The sequence below is a fragment of the Weissella fangxianensis genome (assembly GCF_024718545.1).
Lineage (GTDB): Bacteria > Bacillota > Bacilli > Lactobacillales > Lactobacillaceae > Weissella > Weissella fangxianensis.
In genome coordinates this window covers 12181-30126 of sequence record NZ_JAMXDB010000005.1, presented here as the reverse complement: position 1 = coordinate 30126, position 17946 = coordinate 12181, and the positions used below count along the sequence as shown (strand labels likewise).

18 protein-coding genes are annotated in these 17946 nt (G+C 40.1%); all 18 read left to right on the top strand.

Features of this window, described 5'->3' with window-relative positions; all coding sequences use genetic code 11:
* Window positions 1–158: 158 nt before the first annotated feature.
* Complete coding sequence (locus tag NGR58_RS02610; RefSeq protein WP_258088133.1) at window positions 159–1031, top strand: terminase small subunit; 873 nt, start codon at window positions 159–161, stop codon at window positions 1029–1031.
* Window positions 1021–2325, top strand: coding sequence for a PBSX family phage terminase large subunit (locus NGR58_RS02605; RefSeq protein WP_282556338.1), 1305 nt, complete (start codon window positions 1021–1023; stop codon window positions 2323–2325). The genes NGR58_RS02610 and NGR58_RS02605 overlap by 11 nt, the downstream gene beginning before the upstream one ends.
* Window positions 2326–2386: 61 nt before the next feature.
* The gene (locus tag NGR58_RS02600; RefSeq protein ID WP_258088132.1) at window positions 2387–3844 is read left to right on the top strand and encodes a phage portal protein; all 1458 of its coding nucleotides are present in this window, start codon (window positions 2387–2389) and stop codon (window positions 3842–3844) included.
* Window positions 3844–5046 carry a phage minor capsid protein gene (locus NGR58_RS02595; RefSeq protein ID WP_258088131.1) on the top strand — a complete coding sequence of 401 codons (1203 nt, stop codon included), beginning with the start codon at window positions 3844–3846 and terminating at the stop codon, window positions 5044–5046. The genes NGR58_RS02600 and NGR58_RS02595 overlap by 1 nt, the downstream gene beginning before the upstream one ends.
* Before the next feature lie 85 nt (window positions 5047–5131).
* Window positions 5132–5749, top strand: coding sequence for a phage scaffolding protein (locus NGR58_RS02590; RefSeq protein WP_115470936.1), 618 nt, complete (start codon window positions 5132–5134; stop codon window positions 5747–5749).
* Complete coding sequence (locus NGR58_RS02585) at window positions 5749–6594, top strand: N4-gp56 family major capsid protein (protein WP_258088130.1); 846 nt, start codon at window positions 5749–5751, stop codon at window positions 6592–6594. Before NGR58_RS02590 ends, NGR58_RS02585 begins: the two co-directional genes overlap by 1 nt.
* Window positions 6595–6648: 54 nt before the next feature.
* Window positions 6649–7056, top strand: coding sequence for a head-tail connector protein (locus NGR58_RS02580; protein WP_258088129.1), 408 nt, complete (start codon window positions 6649–6651; stop codon window positions 7054–7056).
* A complete protein-coding gene (locus NGR58_RS02575) occupies window positions 7046–7393 on the top strand; it encodes a putative minor capsid protein (protein ID WP_115470933.1) in 348 nt (115 codons plus the stop codon). Before NGR58_RS02580 ends, NGR58_RS02575 begins: the two co-directional genes overlap by 11 nt.
* Window positions 7393–7734 carry a minor capsid protein gene (locus tag NGR58_RS02570; RefSeq protein WP_115470932.1) on the top strand — a complete coding sequence of 114 codons (342 nt, stop codon included), beginning with the start codon at window positions 7393–7395 and terminating at the stop codon, window positions 7732–7734. Before NGR58_RS02575 ends, NGR58_RS02570 begins: the two co-directional genes overlap by 1 nt.
* A complete protein-coding gene (locus tag NGR58_RS02565; RefSeq protein ID WP_075269155.1) occupies window positions 7731–8120 on the top strand; it encodes a hypothetical protein in 390 nt (129 codons plus the stop codon). Before NGR58_RS02570 ends, NGR58_RS02565 begins: the two co-directional genes overlap by 4 nt.
* A gap of 13 nt (window positions 8121–8133) precedes the next feature.
* Window positions 8134–8625 (top strand): phage tail tube protein, encoded by a 492-nt coding sequence (locus tag NGR58_RS02560; protein ID WP_115470931.1) that lies wholly within the window; start codon window positions 8134–8136, stop codon window positions 8623–8625.
* 54 nt (window positions 8626–8679) lie between these two features.
* Window positions 8680–9126: an Ig-like domain-containing protein gene (locus NGR58_RS02555; protein ID WP_115470930.1), complete on the top strand. Its 447-nt coding sequence runs from the start codon at window positions 8680–8682 to the stop codon at window positions 9124–9126.
* A gap of 87 nt (window positions 9127–9213) precedes the next feature.
* On the top strand, window positions 9214–9627 hold the full coding sequence (locus NGR58_RS02550) for a hypothetical protein (protein ID WP_075269158.1): 414 nt from the start codon (window positions 9214–9216) through the stop codon (window positions 9625–9627).
* Window positions 9627–10250 carry a bacteriophage Gp15 family protein gene (locus tag NGR58_RS02545; protein ID WP_258088128.1) on the top strand — a complete coding sequence of 208 codons (624 nt, stop codon included), beginning with the start codon at window positions 9627–9629 and terminating at the stop codon, window positions 10248–10250. Before NGR58_RS02550 ends, NGR58_RS02545 begins: the two co-directional genes overlap by 1 nt.
* Window positions 10251–10273: 23 nt before the next feature.
* On the top strand, window positions 10274–15184 hold the full coding sequence (locus tag NGR58_RS02540) for an aggregation-promoting factor C-terminal-like domain-containing protein (protein WP_258088127.1): 4911 nt from the start codon (window positions 10274–10276) through the stop codon (window positions 15182–15184).
* Window positions 15174–16010: a phage tail family protein gene (locus tag NGR58_RS02535; protein ID WP_258088126.1), complete on the top strand. Its 837-nt coding sequence runs from the start codon at window positions 15174–15176 to the stop codon at window positions 16008–16010. The genes NGR58_RS02540 and NGR58_RS02535 overlap by 11 nt, the downstream gene beginning before the upstream one ends.
* Complete coding sequence (locus NGR58_RS02530; RefSeq protein WP_258088125.1) at window positions 16010–17137, top strand: phage tail protein; 1128 nt, start codon at window positions 16010–16012, stop codon at window positions 17135–17137. Before NGR58_RS02535 ends, NGR58_RS02530 begins: the two co-directional genes overlap by 1 nt.
* Window positions 17134–17943, top strand: a complete 810-nt coding sequence (locus NGR58_RS02525; protein WP_258088124.1) for a GH25 family lysozyme — start codon at window positions 17134–17136, stop codon at window positions 17941–17943. Before NGR58_RS02530 ends, NGR58_RS02525 begins: the two co-directional genes overlap by 4 nt.
* Window positions 17944–17946 lie beyond the last annotated feature (3 nt).

Sequence of the window (17946 nt, the reverse complement as noted above, 5' to 3'; positions counted from 1 at the left end):
AAATGATTGGCTTTTTATTTTGCACTGAAAAGGAGTACAGCATGTAGATGAGTAGCCAATGGTATCGCCGATTAGAAGATCAGATTATCGGCACAATTGATAAGAAGGAAAAGAAAGCTGATGAAGCACAAAATAAAAAGCGAGGTGGGTGATATGTAATGACCGAGAAGTGGGAAAACGCAGAACAAGATTATAACGCTGGTATGAAGTACAAAGACATAGCCGATAAGTATGGTGTAACAATCAATACGGTTAAGAGTTGGAAAAGGCGTTATGAGTGGGTGCGAAATAAGAGTGCACCGCCTCAAAAAAGTGTGCACACAAAAAGCAAAAAGGGTGCACCCGAAAATGAAGTGGAACAGGTCATTGATGAACTAGCTGATAGTGAATTGACTGATAAGCAAAAAGCTTTTGTTATCGAATATGTGAGACTATTCAATGCTACGCAAGCATATATCAATGTGTATGATGCGGACTATGACACGGCAATGGTTAACGGTTCTAAGATGCTAAGAAACGCTAAGGTTAAATCTCTGGTTCAAGAGATGAGACAAGCACGTTTACATGACCTAGGCGCTAATAAGGAAGATATTTTAGCAAACCTTATGAAGCAGGCGTTTTCAGACATTGGGGACTATTTGGACTTTGGTAAAAATAATGTCTCTATTAAGGATGACTACGGTAAAGATGTGATGGACAAGGACGGTAAGCCGTTAATATCTCATCGTTCGTGGGTGCAACTCAAAGACAAGTCAAAGGTTGATACAAGCTTAATTAAAAAGGTGTCAATTGGTCGTGATGGTGTTGTGCTTGATCTATACGATAAGCAGGCAGCACAAAAGAAGTTGCTTGAAGAGTTGAATAAGCTAACACCAGACGATATGCAACATGCACAGGTACGAAAAGCAAAAGCTGAAGCTGATATGGCAGAAGCTAAGGCTAAGGAGTATATAGAAGATTCTAGTGCCTATGATGAGATTCACTTAGTATTTGAAGAAAGGCAAAAGAAAGGACAGGATAATGAAGATTAATGTTGCTGATTTAAGTAATCCACATTTTGATTATTTGTTCTTTCGTCCTGAGTATTCAAATTTTGTGTTGAAAGGTGGTCGAGCTTCAACTAAATCATCTGCTATCTCAATTAAAATCGTGACTGATTTTTTAGCAGATAAAATGGCAAATGTTGCTGTGTTTCGTAAAGTTGGTAATACATTAGCTGGTTCAGTGTATGAGCAAATTAAATGGGCCATCTTTATGCTGGGGTTTGAAAACCGGTTTCGATATATGCGTTCACCATTAAAGATTATCGATAGGGTAACAGGCAGTGGTTTTTATTTCTTTGGGGTTGATGATCCTATGAAACAGAAATCACAGAAAATAGCTAAGGGATATGTTAGCTCATTGTGGTTTGAAGAGTTAGCTGAATTCGACAGCTGGGAAGAGGTGGATACAGTCCGTCTAACCTATACTCGTGCTAAACTACCCAACAACAAGCAGGTTGTCACCTTTTATTCGTATAATCCACCTAGAAACCCGTATGATTGGGTGAATCAATGGGTTGAGGAACGCAAGACGATAGATGGTTGGCTGGTTGACCATTCGACATACCTAGATGATGAGATGGAGTTTCTATCAGACCAGTATGTAAAAGAAATTGAACAATCAAAAGCTAGTGATCCAGACTATTATCGTTGGCAATTTTTAGGTGAAGCTGTTGGATTAGGAACCAATGTTTACAATATGGATATGTTTCATCCATTACAAGAAATACCAAATGATGATCCAATAACACAAGTTGCCTATGCGTTAGATGCTGGACATGCTAACTCAGCGACAACAGTATTGTTATTTGGTGTGACGGCTAAGAAAAAAGTTATCTTATTAGATACGTATTATTATTCACCAGCTGGTCAGTCAATTAAGCTGGCACCCAGTGATTTATCACTTAAAATACATGATTTTATTAAAAATCAGTCTTCTAAATCATGGGGACACTTGCCAATCGTTAAACGCACCATTGATAGTGCTGAAGCAGCATTACGTAATCAGTATTTCAAAGATTATCGCATTGGCTGGCATCCAGTGGCTAAAAAGAAAAATACAACAATGATTGATAGCGTCTACTCATTATTAGCGAGTGGTCGTTTTTATTATCTAGACAATCAATCGAATAAGGTATTTATTGAACAACACCGTAATTATCGTTGGGATGAGAAGACAGTTGAAACAGACGATCCAAAGGTAATTAAAGTAGACGACCACACAGTTGATGCGTTTAAGTATTTCGTACTAGATAATGCACGACTATTAGAACTGAAAATATAAGGAGTGAACCATGAAGTTAGTTGATTCCGTTTTAAATTTTTTTCGCAGAGGAGGCGCTAAGATGGGCGTTACGAATACATTAACCAACATCACTGACCACCCAAGAATAGGCGTGCCAGAGGCGGAATATGACCGCATTCGTGAGAATTTAAAATACTTCGAGGGTAAATTTAAAGACGTAGCTTACCGCAACACGTATGGGGAGATTAGACATCGTCCATATACGTCCTTAAACATGGCTCAAGTATTGGTTAGGCGAATGGCTTCGTTGTTGGTTAATGAGCAGATGACATTTACGATTGCTGATAATAAGTCAGCTGATGAATATGTTCATGATGTGTTTTCCAAGAATGATTTCATTAAGAACTTTGAACGCTACTTGGAGTCTGGACTAGCTTTGGGCGGTTTAGCAATGCGCCCTTATGTAGATGGTGATGAAATTAAGATTGCCTATGTACAAGCACCCGTGTTCTTTCCGCTACAATCAAATGCTAATGATATTTCAGAAGCAGCGATTGCAACAAAAACAACCACAGTTGAAGGACAAGATACGGTTTACTGGACGTTGCTAGAGTTTCATTCATGGAACGGCGATAAATACGTAATTGATAATGAGTTGTATCGTTCAAAGGATAAGAATGAAGTAGGTGTACGCCAAACGTTATCGGCTAATGAAATCTATGCCGACTTAGCAGAGCATGCAGAGCTAGATAACTTTACTCGCCCATTATTCGTCTATCTAAAGCCATTTGGTTTCAACAACCGCAATATTACATCTCCGTTAGGATTATCAATCTTTGATAATGCCCGTTCAACATTGAAACAAATCAATGATGCATATGATCAATTCCACTGGGAGGTGAAGATGGGACAAAGGCGAGTCATGGTTCCTGAAAGCTTAACTAAGATGGTTGATGAACGTGGTGAATTTGTGCAATTCTTTGATACTGATCAGAATGTTTATGTTGGTTTGAATGGTGACATGGATGATAGTACAATTACCGATTTGTCAACGGATATTCGAGCAGACCAATTCATTCAGTCAATTAATCAGTTTATCAGTACGTTAGAAATGCAGACTGGTTTATCAGCAGGCACATTCTCATTTGATGCCGCTAATGGGTTAAAGACAGCGACTGAAGTAGTATCTGAGAACTCTATGACCTATCAAACACGTAACTCACACTTGAATAACGTTGAACGTGCGTTACAGGAGTTAGTAGTCACTATCTTAGAGTTAGCAACCGCCGAGGGACTATACCACGGTGACATCCCAAAGATTGGCGATATCCAGTTTAACTTTGATGATGGAGTATTCACTGATAAGAATGTGCAACTGACTTACTACACGCAAGCAGTATCAGCAGGTTTGATTTCAAAGAAACGTGCCATTATGAAAATACTTGATGTGCCAGAGAATGAAGCGTTGGATATACTACAGGAGATTGCTGATGAGTCTGAACCTGTACCTAGCGCTTTAGACCAAGATATTTATAACGACTCATCTGGTGATGAATAATGGCTAAAGTAAATGATGACCAAATGCTTTTAGGTGCTTCAGTAGTTGGTGACATTTACAGCAATATGGCGCAAGAGTTATTTATTCGTATGATTAAACGAATTAAGCAGCGTGGTGTTGCTGATTTAAAAGATAACCCTTACTTGTGGCAACTAGAAAAGCTAAACGATATGCACATGCTCAATGAAGAGAACATTGCGTATGTTGCTAAGCAGACAGGCGTTGCTCGTGAGTTGATTGATGAGATTATCCAAAACGAAGGCTTGAAGGTCTATCAGGATACTGCTGAGCAAATTGTGGCAGATACTGATGCAACCACACCAAGTTACAACAGCGTACAAGAAACGTTATCTAACTATGCGAAACAGACGTTCCTAGATATTGACAATCTAGTCAACCAAACGCTATTGACCACTAATTTGGGCAAAAACCCAGTTATGCAGGTCTATCAAAAGATAGTTGAACAATCAGTCGCAGAAGTAACAACAGGGCTTAAATCGCCTGATAAGGCGGTCTCTGATACGGTCATGAAATGGATAGACAAAGGTATTCCATCTGGTTTTATTGATAAAGGTGGGCATACATGGTCCATTGAACGATATGCAGATACTGTGATGACATCTACAACTTATCGTGTATACAATGAAATGCGCACAAGTGCTGCTGAAGAGCTTGGCGTTGATACTTTCATAATGAGTGCGCACGAAGCTTCACGACCAGCCTGTGCGCCCATACAGGGGCATGTTGTTACCAAGCGAAGAAGTGGTTTTGAAAGTCACGAAGCAGATGTTGGTTATGTAGCGTCATTATACGATCATGATTATGGCGAACCTGGTGGGACGATGGGAATTAATTGTCGGCATACCTTAACCCCTTTTATTATCGGCGTTAATAAGGTGCCTGACACGAAAATACCCAACCCGAAACAAGCAATTGCTAACGGTAAGAAACAGGCTAGTCAGCGCTCATATGAACGTGGTATCCGTGAAGCCAAGTATAAGTTAGAAGCCGCTAAACAATTGGGTGACGATAAACTAACCCAGCATTACCAATCGCTATTAGGCAAGCGACGCTTAGGAATACGCAAGCTATTAGATAACAACGAGTTCTTACACCGTGACTATTCTAGGGAGCGGATATATAAGAACCAAAAATTATTAGATGTTTACAAACTAAAAATGCAACGCAAAACAAAGAATTGACCTGAATACGTCATTAAACTGTTCTTTTTTCATGCAATAAATCTGTGCGAGAGCTGGCTCGCTCATCAACAGCTTAGGAGGATGTATGAATACCGAAACGCTACAAGGTATTGGTTTAAACGATGAACAAATTCGCTCAGTTATGGCCGAATATGGGAAAGAAATTAACCCATTGAAGCAGGCACAAGCTAACGCAGAGCAGGAACGTGACTCATTAAAGTCTCAACTTGAAGATGTTAATGGGCAACTTTCTGAAGCGCAAAAGAACAGCAAGAAAGGGAGTGAATTACAAGGCCAGCTCAAGGACTTACAAAAGCAATTTGACGATTCTAAAGCCAAAGCCGAAGAGCAATTACAAGCAACTAAGAAAGATTACGAGATTGCGGCTGCGTTAAGTAAGGCTGGAGCCAAGAACGATAAGGCTGTTAAGGCGTTGTTAGATACCGAAAAGGTAAACTTTGACGACAACGGCAAGCTTATTGGCTTATCAGAGCAACTTGAAGCAGTTAAAAAGGATAACGACTTCTTATTTGCTGATGAAAACGAGAGTAATCCAAAGCCAACGATTACATCTAAGGGAAATCCAAACCCTGATGGTGGTAATGGTAACAAGGCATTAGCTGATTACTCATATCAAGAGTTGGTGGCATTAAAGACCGATAACCCAGCTCAATATCAAACATTAGTTGAAGGAGATAAATAATGGCAGTTACAAAATTAGAGAATATGATTGACCCCGAAGTAATGGGGGCTATGATCCAGGCAGAATTACCACAAGCATTGAAGTTCACTAGTATCGCACAACTGGATACGACACTACAAGGTCGCCCAGGAGACGAGATTACCGTACCTTCATACAAGTACATCGGTGATGCCGTTGATGTGGCTGAAGGTACCGCAATTGATTACGACTTGCTAGAAACGACAACTCGTAAGATTGGTATTAAGAAAGCCGCAAAGGGTGTTGAATTAACTGATGAGTCTGTTCTATCAGGTTATGGAGATCCAGTAGGTGAAGCACAACGACAAGTCCGCATGGCACTTGCTTCAAAGATTGACAATGATGTATTAGCAGCTGCATTAGAAGCACCATTGACACTTGCTAACGCAGACATTGATATGGACTTGATTGATAAGATTGAAGCTACTTTCGTGGATGCTCCTGATGCCATTGAGGGACAGACAACTGACCAAATGGGTACTTTGTTCTTATCTTATAAGGATGCAGCTAAGCTACGTAAAGCAGCAGCTGATAACTGGACTCGTGCCTCACAATTGGGTGACAACATTCTAGTGTCTGGTGCCTTTGGTGAGTTGTTAGGCTGGGAAATCGTTCGTTCTAAGAAGGTAGAAGATGGACAATTCGTTGCTGTTAAGCCAGGCGCTCTAAAGATTTACTTAAAGCGTGAGCTATTGGCTGAGTCTGCACGTGATATTGACCACAAGCAAACGAAGTTTAATGCTGACCAACATTATGGTGTCGCAATTGATAATGACGCATTGATTGTACGTTCTGCAGATGCACCGAGTAAGTCCGAAGGCGAGTAAAATAACGACCACGCCTACGACTGCAACGATTGAAGTGGAATAGGAGGTTACTTGATGGCCTATTTAACGTATGAGGAATATCAGCAGCTTCATTTCCAAGATATGAACGAAGAGTCATTCAACAAAGTTCTGATGCGTGCAACAATGGCCATTAATTCAGTAACTAACTTTCGTCTACTAAAGAATGACAAACTTATGAATGATTGGCCAGATTGGATGAAAGAACAGTTTAAACAGGCTGTTGGTTTACAAATGGAATACGTGGCTAAAACAGGTATTGAGACAGCATCTGATGCCAGGGATATGGGTAATATTTCTAGTTCGTCTATTGGAGATACAACTGTTTCGACAGGTAAGAGTGATACAGGTTCATCTGATACGAGCTTATATTTATCGCCTGATGTGGTATCGATTTTGGGTGCGCTAGGTTTGCTATATAAAGGAGTGGCTTATGTTCGTTGATAAACGGTTATTAGTTCACACAGTAAATGTGGCCAAACCAACACCAGCCAAAGATAGAACACTATATGGCGAACATGTAGAACCAACCTGGCAGGTATTAAACAATGTTCGTTTCCAAGATGTTATTAGTACGCAAGGAACTGATAATAATAAGGACCGCAGTAAACCTGCTAAGCTGTTTGTTTACCCACAATACACACCTGAAGCTACCTTTGATGATAGTTGGATAGGTGGCAAGGTTATGTTCAATAGCACTGTACACAAGATAACGAACATTAAATATTTTGGTTATCCGTTTTCCGATGGTGTGTTCAGTTATGAAATCGAGGTGGTTTAATGGCAGATTTAGCAATACATCTTGATGTTGGTAGTGTGGAACAGCTGCTCAGTCATACTAATAAGCAAAAGGCTAAGTTAGCTTTGACCAGCCAAATGGGCAAGGACATGGAAAAGTATGTACCATTAAGAAAGGGACCTTTGAGAGCTAATTTAACAATTACTCCAGACCGTCTTTCTTATGGTGAGGTCTATGCTCGTGCCCAGTTCTATGGCACAAATGGTATTGTTTCATTCCATAACTACACCACACCAGGAACAGGTCCTAGATGGGACAGAAAGGCTTCTAAAGATTATATGGATAGTTGGGTAGATACTTTTAAAAGGGGGTTGCGTGAATGAATGACAACGACTTTATGGAGCAATTAGCGACATATCTAAATACTCATTTGAATTTGCCATTGCCCGTACAACTATCCTTTTTAACTGATGAACCCAGCATTGCTTTGTTCCCTGTTCCTGGTGGACGTACGACCACTTCTTATTGGGATACCACTAAGGAAATGGATTTCAAATGGGAACTGATGGTACAAGAGAAGTCGGCGGAAGATACTGCGGCGATTATGTGGGCCATTTATGGCGAATTATCTAAAGAAGAGTTGATGGTCACTAGCTCAAACGGTTCGTATGAATTTAACCAAATGAATTTAGATCAGCCCGAACTCGAGGGCGAAAAAGATGAAATGACAGTGTGGTCCCTATCAGGGGCTGCAAACTTGACGATTTAAGAAAGGAAACAACATGGCTAATACAGAATTTAACCTAAATTACAAAAACAAATTAGAGATTGATACAACTGGAAATAAATCATTAGATGACATCGACAGTGCTAATTGGGCACCTGTTGCAGTTGGTATTCAAACAATTACACCCTCTGCATCAGAAACAGCCGACACTACACCATACTGGACTGGAGAAGGTTTCTCTGACCATGACGTTACTGGTAAGGCGGTACAATTTGCTATTGCTGGACATCGTGTTGATGGTGACGAAGCACAAGATTACGTTGCTGAGCGCTTTACTGACGTGGGTGACTCATTGCGTACTTTGGCACGTTGGACTGACCCAGCAGGCAATCAATTAGTCTTTGTGGCTACTTTGGTATCAGTTGTGCCATTTGGTGGTGCTGCCAACGTTAAGCAAACATTCAGCTTCACACTAGCTGCTAATGGAAAGCCTAAGAAGATTGAGGATGTAACGCCGAGTAACCCCGACGAAACCGGAGGTGAGTAGAGTAACGACTACAGCCGACACCGCAACTATTGAGGCTGAGTAGAAAGGAGCATCATGGCAAAGTTTGATTTATATTTAGATGGCAAGATTGTTCAATCAAATATTGATTCCCCAGTCGTTATTAAAAAATTAAAGCCTAACACAGAATATGATAAACATGTCCTAACTTATGCAGGTGAGGATGCGGCAACAGGTGTGTCATTCAAGACTAAGACACAACCTGTTACAAGCGTGTCTCTTGATAAGACAGAACTATCTGTTGAAGAAGCTGCTACGGCACAACTTAAGGCAACAGTCGCTCCAAGTAATGCTACTAACAAAGAGGTAACTTGGAAGTCAGGAAGCCCTGAAACATTTACTATCGATGCCAATGGAAAGATTACTGGTGTGAAAGCTGGTCAAGCTACCGCAGTAGCAACTACTGATGATGGTGCTAAAACTGCTGAAGCAACGGTTACTGTTACCGCAAAGCCTGCGGAGTCAGAAGCTCCAGCAGAGTAAACAATATAAACGCCAGTAAGCATATAAAACTACCGAATGGGTGTAAGGCCCATTTTTTTGATGCTCAAATTATAGGAGAGAATACACATGGCAATTAATATTACAAGTTTAGTTATCAAGTCGGAAGATTTTGTTATCGGTAAAAAGACCTATACGGCTCGTTATACCAAGGAACTAGACGACAAGTATTCAGATATGATGCTTAAAGCTGGTAACTTGCTACACGACATTGAAAAGGCTGATTATGATGAAGATTTGACTTTAGATGAGCAACGAAAGATTGTTCAGGACGGCTATGCTGAAATGTTGTCCATTTCTAAGGAATACTTGGTTGCTGCGTTGGGCCAAAAAGAAGCTGACGAAATTGTACGTTATGCAGATAACCGAACGGCAACTATCACAAAGGTCGCCCAAGCTATCTTTGAAGCTGGCCAAAGCAACGAACTACGTGAAAAGTATGGTACTAATCGCAAGCAACGTCGTGGAAAGGATAATGACTAATGTTTTCATTCACTAAACGACCTGAACAAACTATTGATTTAGCTGGGCATATTTATCATGTCAATTTGGCTTTTAATCGAGTGATCAAGGCGTTTGGTGTGTTAGATGATGAAACACTAAGTGATATTGAAAAGATTGACCAGTGTTTTCATATATTTTCCGTTGATTTACAAATAGACGACTTAGCAACTAAAGGAAGTATTGTTTCTAATTTATTTACTTATATCAACGCAACGCCTTATGGCAATTTTGATGATGGTGCCGAGCAAGCCGAAGAGTCCGAAACAGCTGAAAGTATCGCTGACTATGATTTCGAACAGGACGCTGCAGCCATATATGCGTCATTCATGAGTGATTATCATATTGATTTGAATAATGAAATAGATCGCATGCATTGGGACGTTTTTAAGGCGTTGTTTGATAATTTGGGAGAGAAAACACCAATAAATCGCATTAGACAAATCCGTAATGATGACTTATCTAATTACAAGGACAATGCGCAACAAGCAGGTGTGATAGCTGAAGCGCAAATGTATTATCAATTAGATAAAAATAAGGCAGACGATACCTTTAGTGGTAATGCGTCTGCTATATTTGACGGTCTATTTGCGGATAGTGAGTAGTTTTGAGGAAAGGAGGACGATAAATGGCAGATGGTGCAATTAATATTGACCTGATCCTTGATGATCAAACAGATAAGACCTGGACGGACTTTAAATCAAAGGCTGAACAGCAAGGAAAAGAAGGTTACGAGACCTTTAAAAAGGCGTTTGGTAATGAACCATTAATCGCTAAGTTAGAAGCCAAAGCCGAAACAGAAGGTGTTGATAATTTTCAAGAATTATTGGCTGAAATACCTGAGGAAGAGCAAACTGAACTGCTGGCCAAAGCTGAAAAAGGCGAGATTGAAACATTTGATGACCTATTGGACGCGTTACCTGAAGAGACGCGTACCGAACTACTAGCTAAGGCTCACACAGCTGAGATTAGGACGTTTGACGACTTACTGGATGAAGTACCCGAAGATATCCGTACCGAGCTACAAGCCAAGGCTGAGAAGGGTGAAATCCTATCGTTTGATGATTTACTCGCTGAACTGCCAGAGGAAACATGGACAGAATTAAAAGCTAAAGCCGAACGTGGAGAAGTTGCAAGCTTCAATCAAATTCTAAAAACTGTGCCTATGTCTACCAAGACAAAGTTGCAAGTAGATGCGCAACGTCATGGTATCGATAACTTTGATAAGTTATTAAAGAAGTTACCTAAAAAGACTCGTACTGAATTGTTGGCTAAGGCTGAAAAAGGCGAAGTAATCGACTATGAAAGATTACTTAATGAAGTGCCTAAAAAGTATGTGACCAATTTACAACTGAACGATAATGCCAGCAATGGGCTACGTAATATCCAACATGAAGCGCAAGAAGCCAAATCTAAATTTGGTAGCTTAAAGGACATTATCAGTGGATCATTCGTTGGTAATGTTGCCGCCCAGGGTATTGGTAAAGTAACAGGCTATCTAACTGGTTTGATTGGAGAGGCTGGTAAAGCTTCCGATGCTATGCAGGGGTTTGATGCCACTATGCAACTAGCTGGCTTTGGTAAAGATAAAATTAAGTCCGTCGGTAAAGATGTTAAAAAGTATGCTGATGATACTGTGTATGATTTGGAAGATGTTTCTAATACGACTGCACAATTAGCTGCCAACGGTGTTGATAACTTTGAGAAGTTGACTGAATCAGCTGGAAATCTAACAGCGGTTGCTGGTGGAACCAAAGATGATTTTAAGTCAGTTGCTATGGTTATGACTCAGACTGCTAGTACAGGAAAGCTAACTACTGAAAATTGGAATCAATTAACTGACGCTATTCCTGGTGCTTCAGGTAAATTGCAGGAAGCCATGAAAAAGAATGGTGCGTTTACTGGTGACTTTCGTGAAGCCATGGAAAAAGGACAAATCAGTGCTGATGACTTCAATAAAGCCATTGATCAGCTCGGTTCTACGGATAAAGCCAAGAAGTTTGCTAGAGGAACTGCAGAGTTCCAGGGTGCTTTTGGTAATTTAGAAGCCGAAGTTGTGAATGGTTGGCAAAAAATTATCGATGCAATTGGTAAGAAAAATCTTACTGACATTATTAATAATTTAGCTGGAGTAGCCACTAAAGCTTTTGATGGTATCGCTAATGGCGTTAAGACCATGAGCAAGTGGTTGGAAAAGTTAAAGGAACATCCAGCTATTTTAGCGGCACTGGCGACAGCATTTAAAGCTATCGGAACGGCCCTTGCTGTTTTTGTAGGTTTGAAATCGGTTGTTGGCATTATAACTGGTATTAAGACGGCTTTTGCCTTGCTAAATGCAGTGTTGAAAGCAAATATATTTGTAGCCGTTGCGTCGGCAGTTATAGGGCTTGGAGTTGCATTAGTTAGTCTATACAAACACAACAAAAAGTTCCGTGATTTCGTTAATGGCATAGTTGATGCTACAGTCGATTTCGCTAAAAGTATCGGAAAATGGTTTGGAAATGCATTCGATACAATCGGAGACTTTTTCAAGAGTATTGGTAAGTCATTTAGTAATGGCGGTAAGAACATCCATAAATTTGTTAAAAATATTGGTAAGTGGTTTAAAGGTATTGGCAAATCAATTGGTAAGGGTGCCGATGCTATCGGTGATTGGTTTAGTGGCCTTGTTAAAGGTTTCAAAAAAGGTTGGAATAAATTTATTAAAGCTGTCAAGAAAATTGCTATTGGGTTTGGTAAAGCAATGCTTTACGCTCTAGCACTGCCAATTGGTATTGGTATAGCAATTACCAAGCCATTAGTTAAGCCTTTAAAGAAATTCTTTAATAACTTTGTTAAAGGCGTTAAAAAAATTTGGAATGGTTTAACAGATTTTCTAATAAACATATGGCGACCGATTCAAAAAACGTGGAGTAAAGTTTGGAATGCTATTTCTGATTTCTTTGATGAACTTTGGAATGGAAAGCATGGTGTCAAGCGGACATTCAGTGACGCTATCAATGCGATTTCAGATGTGTTAGGTGATGTTCTAAATGGTATCTCAACAACATGGAACAAAGTTTGGGGAGCCATTGCAGACTTCTTTGATAATATTTGGAATGGTAAACATGGTATTAAGCGATTGTTCAACGATGCTATTAATGCAATTAGTAGTGTTATGCATAAAGTGTTAGGAGGTATCTCAAAAACATGGAGTAAAGTTTGGGGGGCTATTGCAGACTTCTTTGGCAATATTTGGAATGGCAAACATGGTATCAAGCGCTTGTTTGCCAATGCAATTAATGCCGTCAGTTCATACCTATCGAAGATGATGGCTCATATTTCTAGGGTTTGGCGTAAGAGTTGGCATGCTATTTCTAACTTCTTCGAAGGCATTTGGAACGGTATTAAAAAATTCTTTGGAAAAATCTATGATTGGTTTACCAGTATAATTTCTAGTTTATTGAAGTCTATCCAAAAGACATGGAATAAAGTCTGGAGTAGTATTTCTAGTTTCTTTACGGATATCTGGAATGGTATTAAAAAGACCGCTTCTAATGCTTGGAATTGGATGAGCGATAAACTAAGTGGCTTTGGAACTAATGTCTCTAAAACCTGGACGAATATGTGGACGGGTATTAAAGACTTTTTCAGTGATATATGGGACGACATTAAAGGTTTGGCTAAAGATGGTATGAACGGTATTATTGGCTTCATCAATACTGGCGTTAGTGGCATTAATGGGGTTATCCATAACTTTGGTGGTAAAAAGCAAACAATCAAACCCTTAAAGAAGTTGGCGACTGGTACTGCTGGTGCGCCAAGTGGACTAGCTATGGTTAATGATGGTTTCGATAGTCCTACTGGACAAGAGTTGATCATTGATAACAAAGGGCAGGGAACTATCTTGCCTGGTCGTAATCGATTGGTTAACTTCGAAGGTGGTGAGACTGTCGTGCCTGCCAGCGTTACCCAGTCAATGCTAGGCGGTCGTCAATTCGCTAAAGGTACTAATGGCTGGTTTGGTAGTGTTAAGAGTTTCTTTGGAGACGTGGCAGACGATATTAGTGACGCTATTTCATCTGCAACTGGTAAAGCCAAGGACTTCTTAAACATAGCCATGCACCCCGTGAAGTATATCGAAGATAAGGTATTCAACCCAATGACCAAAGGGTTTGGTGGCTTATCTGGTAAGGCTTTTAGCTCTTTGGGTTCTGCCGTTGGTGGAAGCAAGGGTGTTAAAGGTCAACAGAGTAATTGGTGGCATGAGCTATGGAAAATGCTCAAAGACACTATGTCTGGTAGTGGTAGCGGTGGTTTAGGTGATGACTATCGTTTTAAGAATAAAAGCAAGGATGAAGGTGCGCCAAGTGGTGATCCGTGGGGTTACTTCTTTAGAGAGTGTGTATCATTCGTTGCCAGTCGTTTGGCAAATGTTGGTGTTAAACCGAGGTTGTTCACAGGCTTAGGTAATGGTTCTAATTGGACAAGCGCTCGTGCAAAGCATAAAAGCACACCTAGCGTTGGTGATGTGGCTGTATATTCTAAAGGTTCTAAATACGGTAACCACGTTTCAGTTGTTACTGGCGTTAATAATGGTCGGTACAGTGAAGAAGGTTATAACTATGGTGGTAATGGAAAGTATTATAAGTCTAGTGGTTTAAAGTTTGGAGATGCAACGACATTCCTAGACTTCGGTAAAAGTGCCGCTAAGGGTAAGAAAAGCGCCAATAAGTCAGACTCGCCATTACAGAAACTGATTAGATCACAAGTTGGTGGTATATTTGATTGGGTTTCAGATATGATGAGCGGCTTATTAGGTTCATTTAATGGTGGTGGCGAGCAAGCATCCGGACCAGGAGCCAAGCCTAGTGGGTCACATAAGAATTGGTTAAAGCAAGCAGGTGTCAAGAGTAACTTCGACAAATGGAATTACATTATTAACCATGAGTCTGGTTGGAACCCTAAGGCGCAAAACCCTAGTTCTAGTGCTTATGGTATCGGGCAAGCATTGCCACCTTCAAAGATGGCTTCGTTTGGATCTGATTACATGACTAACCCAATCACGCAATTGAAGTGGATGAAGTCATACGTTAATGGACGTTATGGCGGTATTAAAAATGCTTATGCTTTCTGGAAAAACCATCATTGGTACGCTAATGGCGGCCGAACTAATGGTGTTGGCTTAGTCGGCGAAGTAGATGGCGAAGATGAATGGGTGATTAATCCAAATCGTCGCAGTGCTGATGAGACCATTCTAGGTTCAATTAAGGAGACTGCTGATAAGCAGCCTAATAGTTTTGCAGCTAAGTTAGCACAAGTCGTTAATACGGCTAAGAGTGGCTCACAATCTAACATGATTGCGCAAGTACCACATGGATCACACGCAAAAAGTGTCAACCAATCAAACGGTGGTGTTGACCTAAGTGGGGATGTTCATATGGTCGTGCAATTAGACAGTGGCGAAGTCGCTCGTGCTACGTATCCAAAGATTAGGGTACTGCAAAATCAAGATATTCAACTGAAAGGACAAACAACAGGTAATATGTATGGCTACTAAATTTCAAAGTGACATTTTAATTCAAAAGTTAGATGGAACTGTCTATGATTTAGGGGCAGAAGGTATTCGTGTTGTTAAGTTTGACCCACCATCACCAGCCTATGCGCATACTTACGCACAGACGAGTGATTATGGGGCGTCTTTAACAGGCACACAGGTCACACAGACCACGATTCCTATAACGTTTGATGTATTTGCACACGATAATTTTGATTACGAATTACAAAGGCTCAAGGTACTAAAAATATTTAGTAGTGTGGAGCCTTTTTACGTGATTAGTTTACGAACGCCGTTTATGCGTTGGAAAGTAGTTGCTGATGCGTTCACTTACCCCCGATTAGGTAATTACTGGAAAGCTAAAAATGTGGCAATTAGCCTGGTTTGTTATGAGGGCTTTGCAGAAAGTATCGCCACAACACTACAAAAAGCCAAAGTGAATGGCGTTGACTATGATGCGAGCCTCGGTGTGCCATTTAATGATTATCAGTACGAATTTACAACGGCAAGTTTTAAAGTCTACAATCCGTCAGTCATTCCATTATTGGCTGATGAACGACCAGTCACCATCACGTTTAAAGGTAGCGCACCAAACGGACTGACAATTACGAATAAGACCACTAACCAAGCCTTTACGTATAAAAAGGCGCTGACGGATAACGATAGTTTTAAATTAGTTGGGCTAGTTCCAATCGTTAATGGTATTCAACGGCTGGGTAATGATTACTCGAGTCGCAGTTTCCTAGACTTCGCACAGGGGTACAACGATATGGAAATTACTGGTGCGAGTGGTTTCACGATTTCATTTGAAACGAGGTTTTACTATTAATGGCAAATATAGTTTATGCATATACAGCTCATCTTGATGAAGTCCCAGCAGTTGTCAATAACTTATCAATTACAGAGACATTGAATGAGTTTAGCACTTTGTCATTTAGTTTTGTGGCTAACGATCGCAATAAGATAGCTGCAGAAGCTATGTTGCCACAAACAAGAGTGCTTGTGCCTGAAACTGGCCAATGGTTCCGCCTGAGCAACGTGAGCCCCACATCTACTGGTGACGTACGCACGTATCAAGTATCAGCTGTCCATGTTGGGACGGACTTACACGATAGGTACGTGGAAAATAAATTGACTGGTTCGCAAAGTTTGGATAAGTGTATGAAGCTGATTACCAACGGTACATCATTTAAATATGTCATACACGATAAGTTCAATAACTATTCGTTTAGTGATGGTTTTGGTGCTGACTATGCCGATTCGCTATTGATGAACACGTTGAAAGATGATTTCAAACTTGAATTTTATCTTAACAACTGGACCATTCATATTTATAAAAAATTAGGACAAGCTAATCAGTTTGTTTTTATTGACGGCTATAATGCCAGCAAAATTCAATGGACTGAAGATTACAGTAATATTCGTACCAAAATTAAAGGGTTGGGTAAGCAAAAGGATGATGGAACGTATGAAGCTACGGCCGAATACAACAGTCCTGCTCAGACTATTTGGGGCATTAAACAAGCAGCAACCGTTCAGGATGATCGCTTCACAGATAATAATTCATTATTAGCTTATATCAAATCAAAATTGCAAGATTATCCAATCGTCCAGTACACAATGGAACAAGCTGAGTTTGAGCATCATGCGAAACTATCAGAAATTAACAACGTTGCCATTGGTAATTCTGGTCTTATTAAGGATCGTCTGGGAGTGGATGTGGATGTACGCATTATTGGTATGACCATACATCCACAGGATGCGAAACAATCTGATACTGTGACGTTTGGTAATAAACTGTTTGATTATGCTCGTAACTACACTAATTTACAAAAAGCTCGTAAAAGCAATGAAACGTTGGGTAAAACTATTTCAAACTTACAAACCAATATAGGAAACATTATAAATACTGATGCTAATCGAAAACTATGGAACATAGGAGAGGTGGAAGAATGACACTGAACGGAATAGATGTTTCAAATTGGCAACCAGATATTGATTTATCTAAAGTATCTGCTGATTTTATCATTGTTAAAATGACACAGGGTGTAGATTATTTATCGCCTGTCAGAACAAGTCAGTATATTAGTGCTAAAAAAACTAAAAAGCTGTTAGGCGTTTATCACTATGCCGATGGTTCCGGAGCAGAGGCGGAGGCTAAATATTTTTTAAATAATGTTAAAGATTATGTTGGTGAAGCGGTATTAACTTTAGATTGGGAAGGTGAAGTTGTTACCAAAGGAGTTAGTTATGCTAAAACATGGCTAGATTATGTGTATAAGCAGACAAAAGTTAAGCCTCTAATCTACATGAGTAAATCAGTCACTAACGCTTACGATTGGTCTATTGTTTCTAAAGATTATGGATTGTGGTGTGCTCAGTATGCTTCTGAAGAATCAACTGGCTATCAAGAAGAGCCTTGGACAGATAACACGGTATTTGGTAGTTGGACGACACCAACAATTTATCAATATAGTTCACACGGTAATTTACCTGGCTACAACGGCAGCCTTGATTTAAATAAATTTTATGGGGGCAAAGATGATTGGGCAAAGTTAGCCAAAACTGGTGATATTGTGCCAACCACCATTACCCCTATTATTCAATACAGTGATGACAACGGTAACCGTGCGTATGCTTATACACATTGGCAGGCTGTTGCAGGGAAACCGGAATTAAATATTTTGGAAAGCCCTAACGGTACGAAATTTGAGTTGAGAGTAGATAACACGGGTAAATTAACCGCTGTTAAAAAGGAGTAGCTT

Excerpts from the sequence above, each read along its gene's own strand:
- NGR58_RS02610 (WP_258088133.1), top strand. The coding sequence starts at position 159 with ATGACCGAGAAGTGGGAAAACGCAGAACAAGATTATAACGCTGGTATG.
- NGR58_RS02605 (WP_282556338.1), top strand. The coding sequence starts at position 1,021 with ATGAAGATTAATGTTGCTGATTTAAGTAATCCACATTTTGATTATTTG.
- NGR58_RS02600 (WP_258088132.1), top strand. The coding sequence starts at position 2,387 with ATGGGCGTTACGAATACATTAACCAACATCACTGACCACCCAAGAATA.
- NGR58_RS02595 (WP_258088131.1), top strand. The coding sequence starts at position 3,844 with ATGGCTAAAGTAAATGATGACCAAATGCTTTTAGGTGCTTCAGTAGTT.
- NGR58_RS02590 (WP_115470936.1), top strand. The coding sequence starts at position 5,132 with ATGAATACCGAAACGCTACAAGGTATTGGTTTAAACGATGAACAAATT.
- NGR58_RS02585 (WP_258088130.1), top strand. The coding sequence starts at position 5,749 with ATGGCAGTTACAAAATTAGAGAATATGATTGACCCCGAAGTAATGGGG.
- NGR58_RS02580 (WP_258088129.1), top strand. The coding sequence starts at position 6,649 with ATGGCCTATTTAACGTATGAGGAATATCAGCAGCTTCATTTCCAAGAT.
- NGR58_RS02575 (WP_115470933.1), top strand. The coding sequence starts at position 7,046 with ATGTTCGTTGATAAACGGTTATTAGTTCACACAGTAAATGTGGCCAAA.
- NGR58_RS02570 (WP_115470932.1), top strand. The coding sequence starts at position 7,393 with ATGGCAGATTTAGCAATACATCTTGATGTTGGTAGTGTGGAACAGCTG.
- NGR58_RS02565 (WP_075269155.1), top strand. The coding sequence starts at position 7,731 with ATGAATGACAACGACTTTATGGAGCAATTAGCGACATATCTAAATACT.
- NGR58_RS02560 (WP_115470931.1), top strand. The coding sequence starts at position 8,134 with ATGGCTAATACAGAATTTAACCTAAATTACAAAAACAAATTAGAGATT.
- NGR58_RS02555 (WP_115470930.1), top strand. The coding sequence starts at position 8,680 with ATGGCAAAGTTTGATTTATATTTAGATGGCAAGATTGTTCAATCAAAT.
- NGR58_RS02550 (WP_075269158.1), top strand. The coding sequence starts at position 9,214 with ATGGCAATTAATATTACAAGTTTAGTTATCAAGTCGGAAGATTTTGTT.
- NGR58_RS02545 (WP_258088128.1), top strand. The coding sequence starts at position 9,627 with ATGTTTTCATTCACTAAACGACCTGAACAAACTATTGATTTAGCTGGG.
- NGR58_RS02540 (WP_258088127.1), top strand. The coding sequence starts at position 10,274 with ATGGCAGATGGTGCAATTAATATTGACCTGATCCTTGATGATCAAACA.
- NGR58_RS02535 (WP_258088126.1), top strand. The coding sequence starts at position 15,174 with ATGGCTACTAAATTTCAAAGTGACATTTTAATTCAAAAGTTAGATGGA.
- NGR58_RS02530 (WP_258088125.1), top strand. The coding sequence starts at position 16,010 with ATGGCAAATATAGTTTATGCATATACAGCTCATCTTGATGAAGTCCCA.
- NGR58_RS02525 (WP_258088124.1), top strand. The coding sequence starts at position 17,134 with ATGACACTGAACGGAATAGATGTTTCAAATTGGCAACCAGATATTGAT.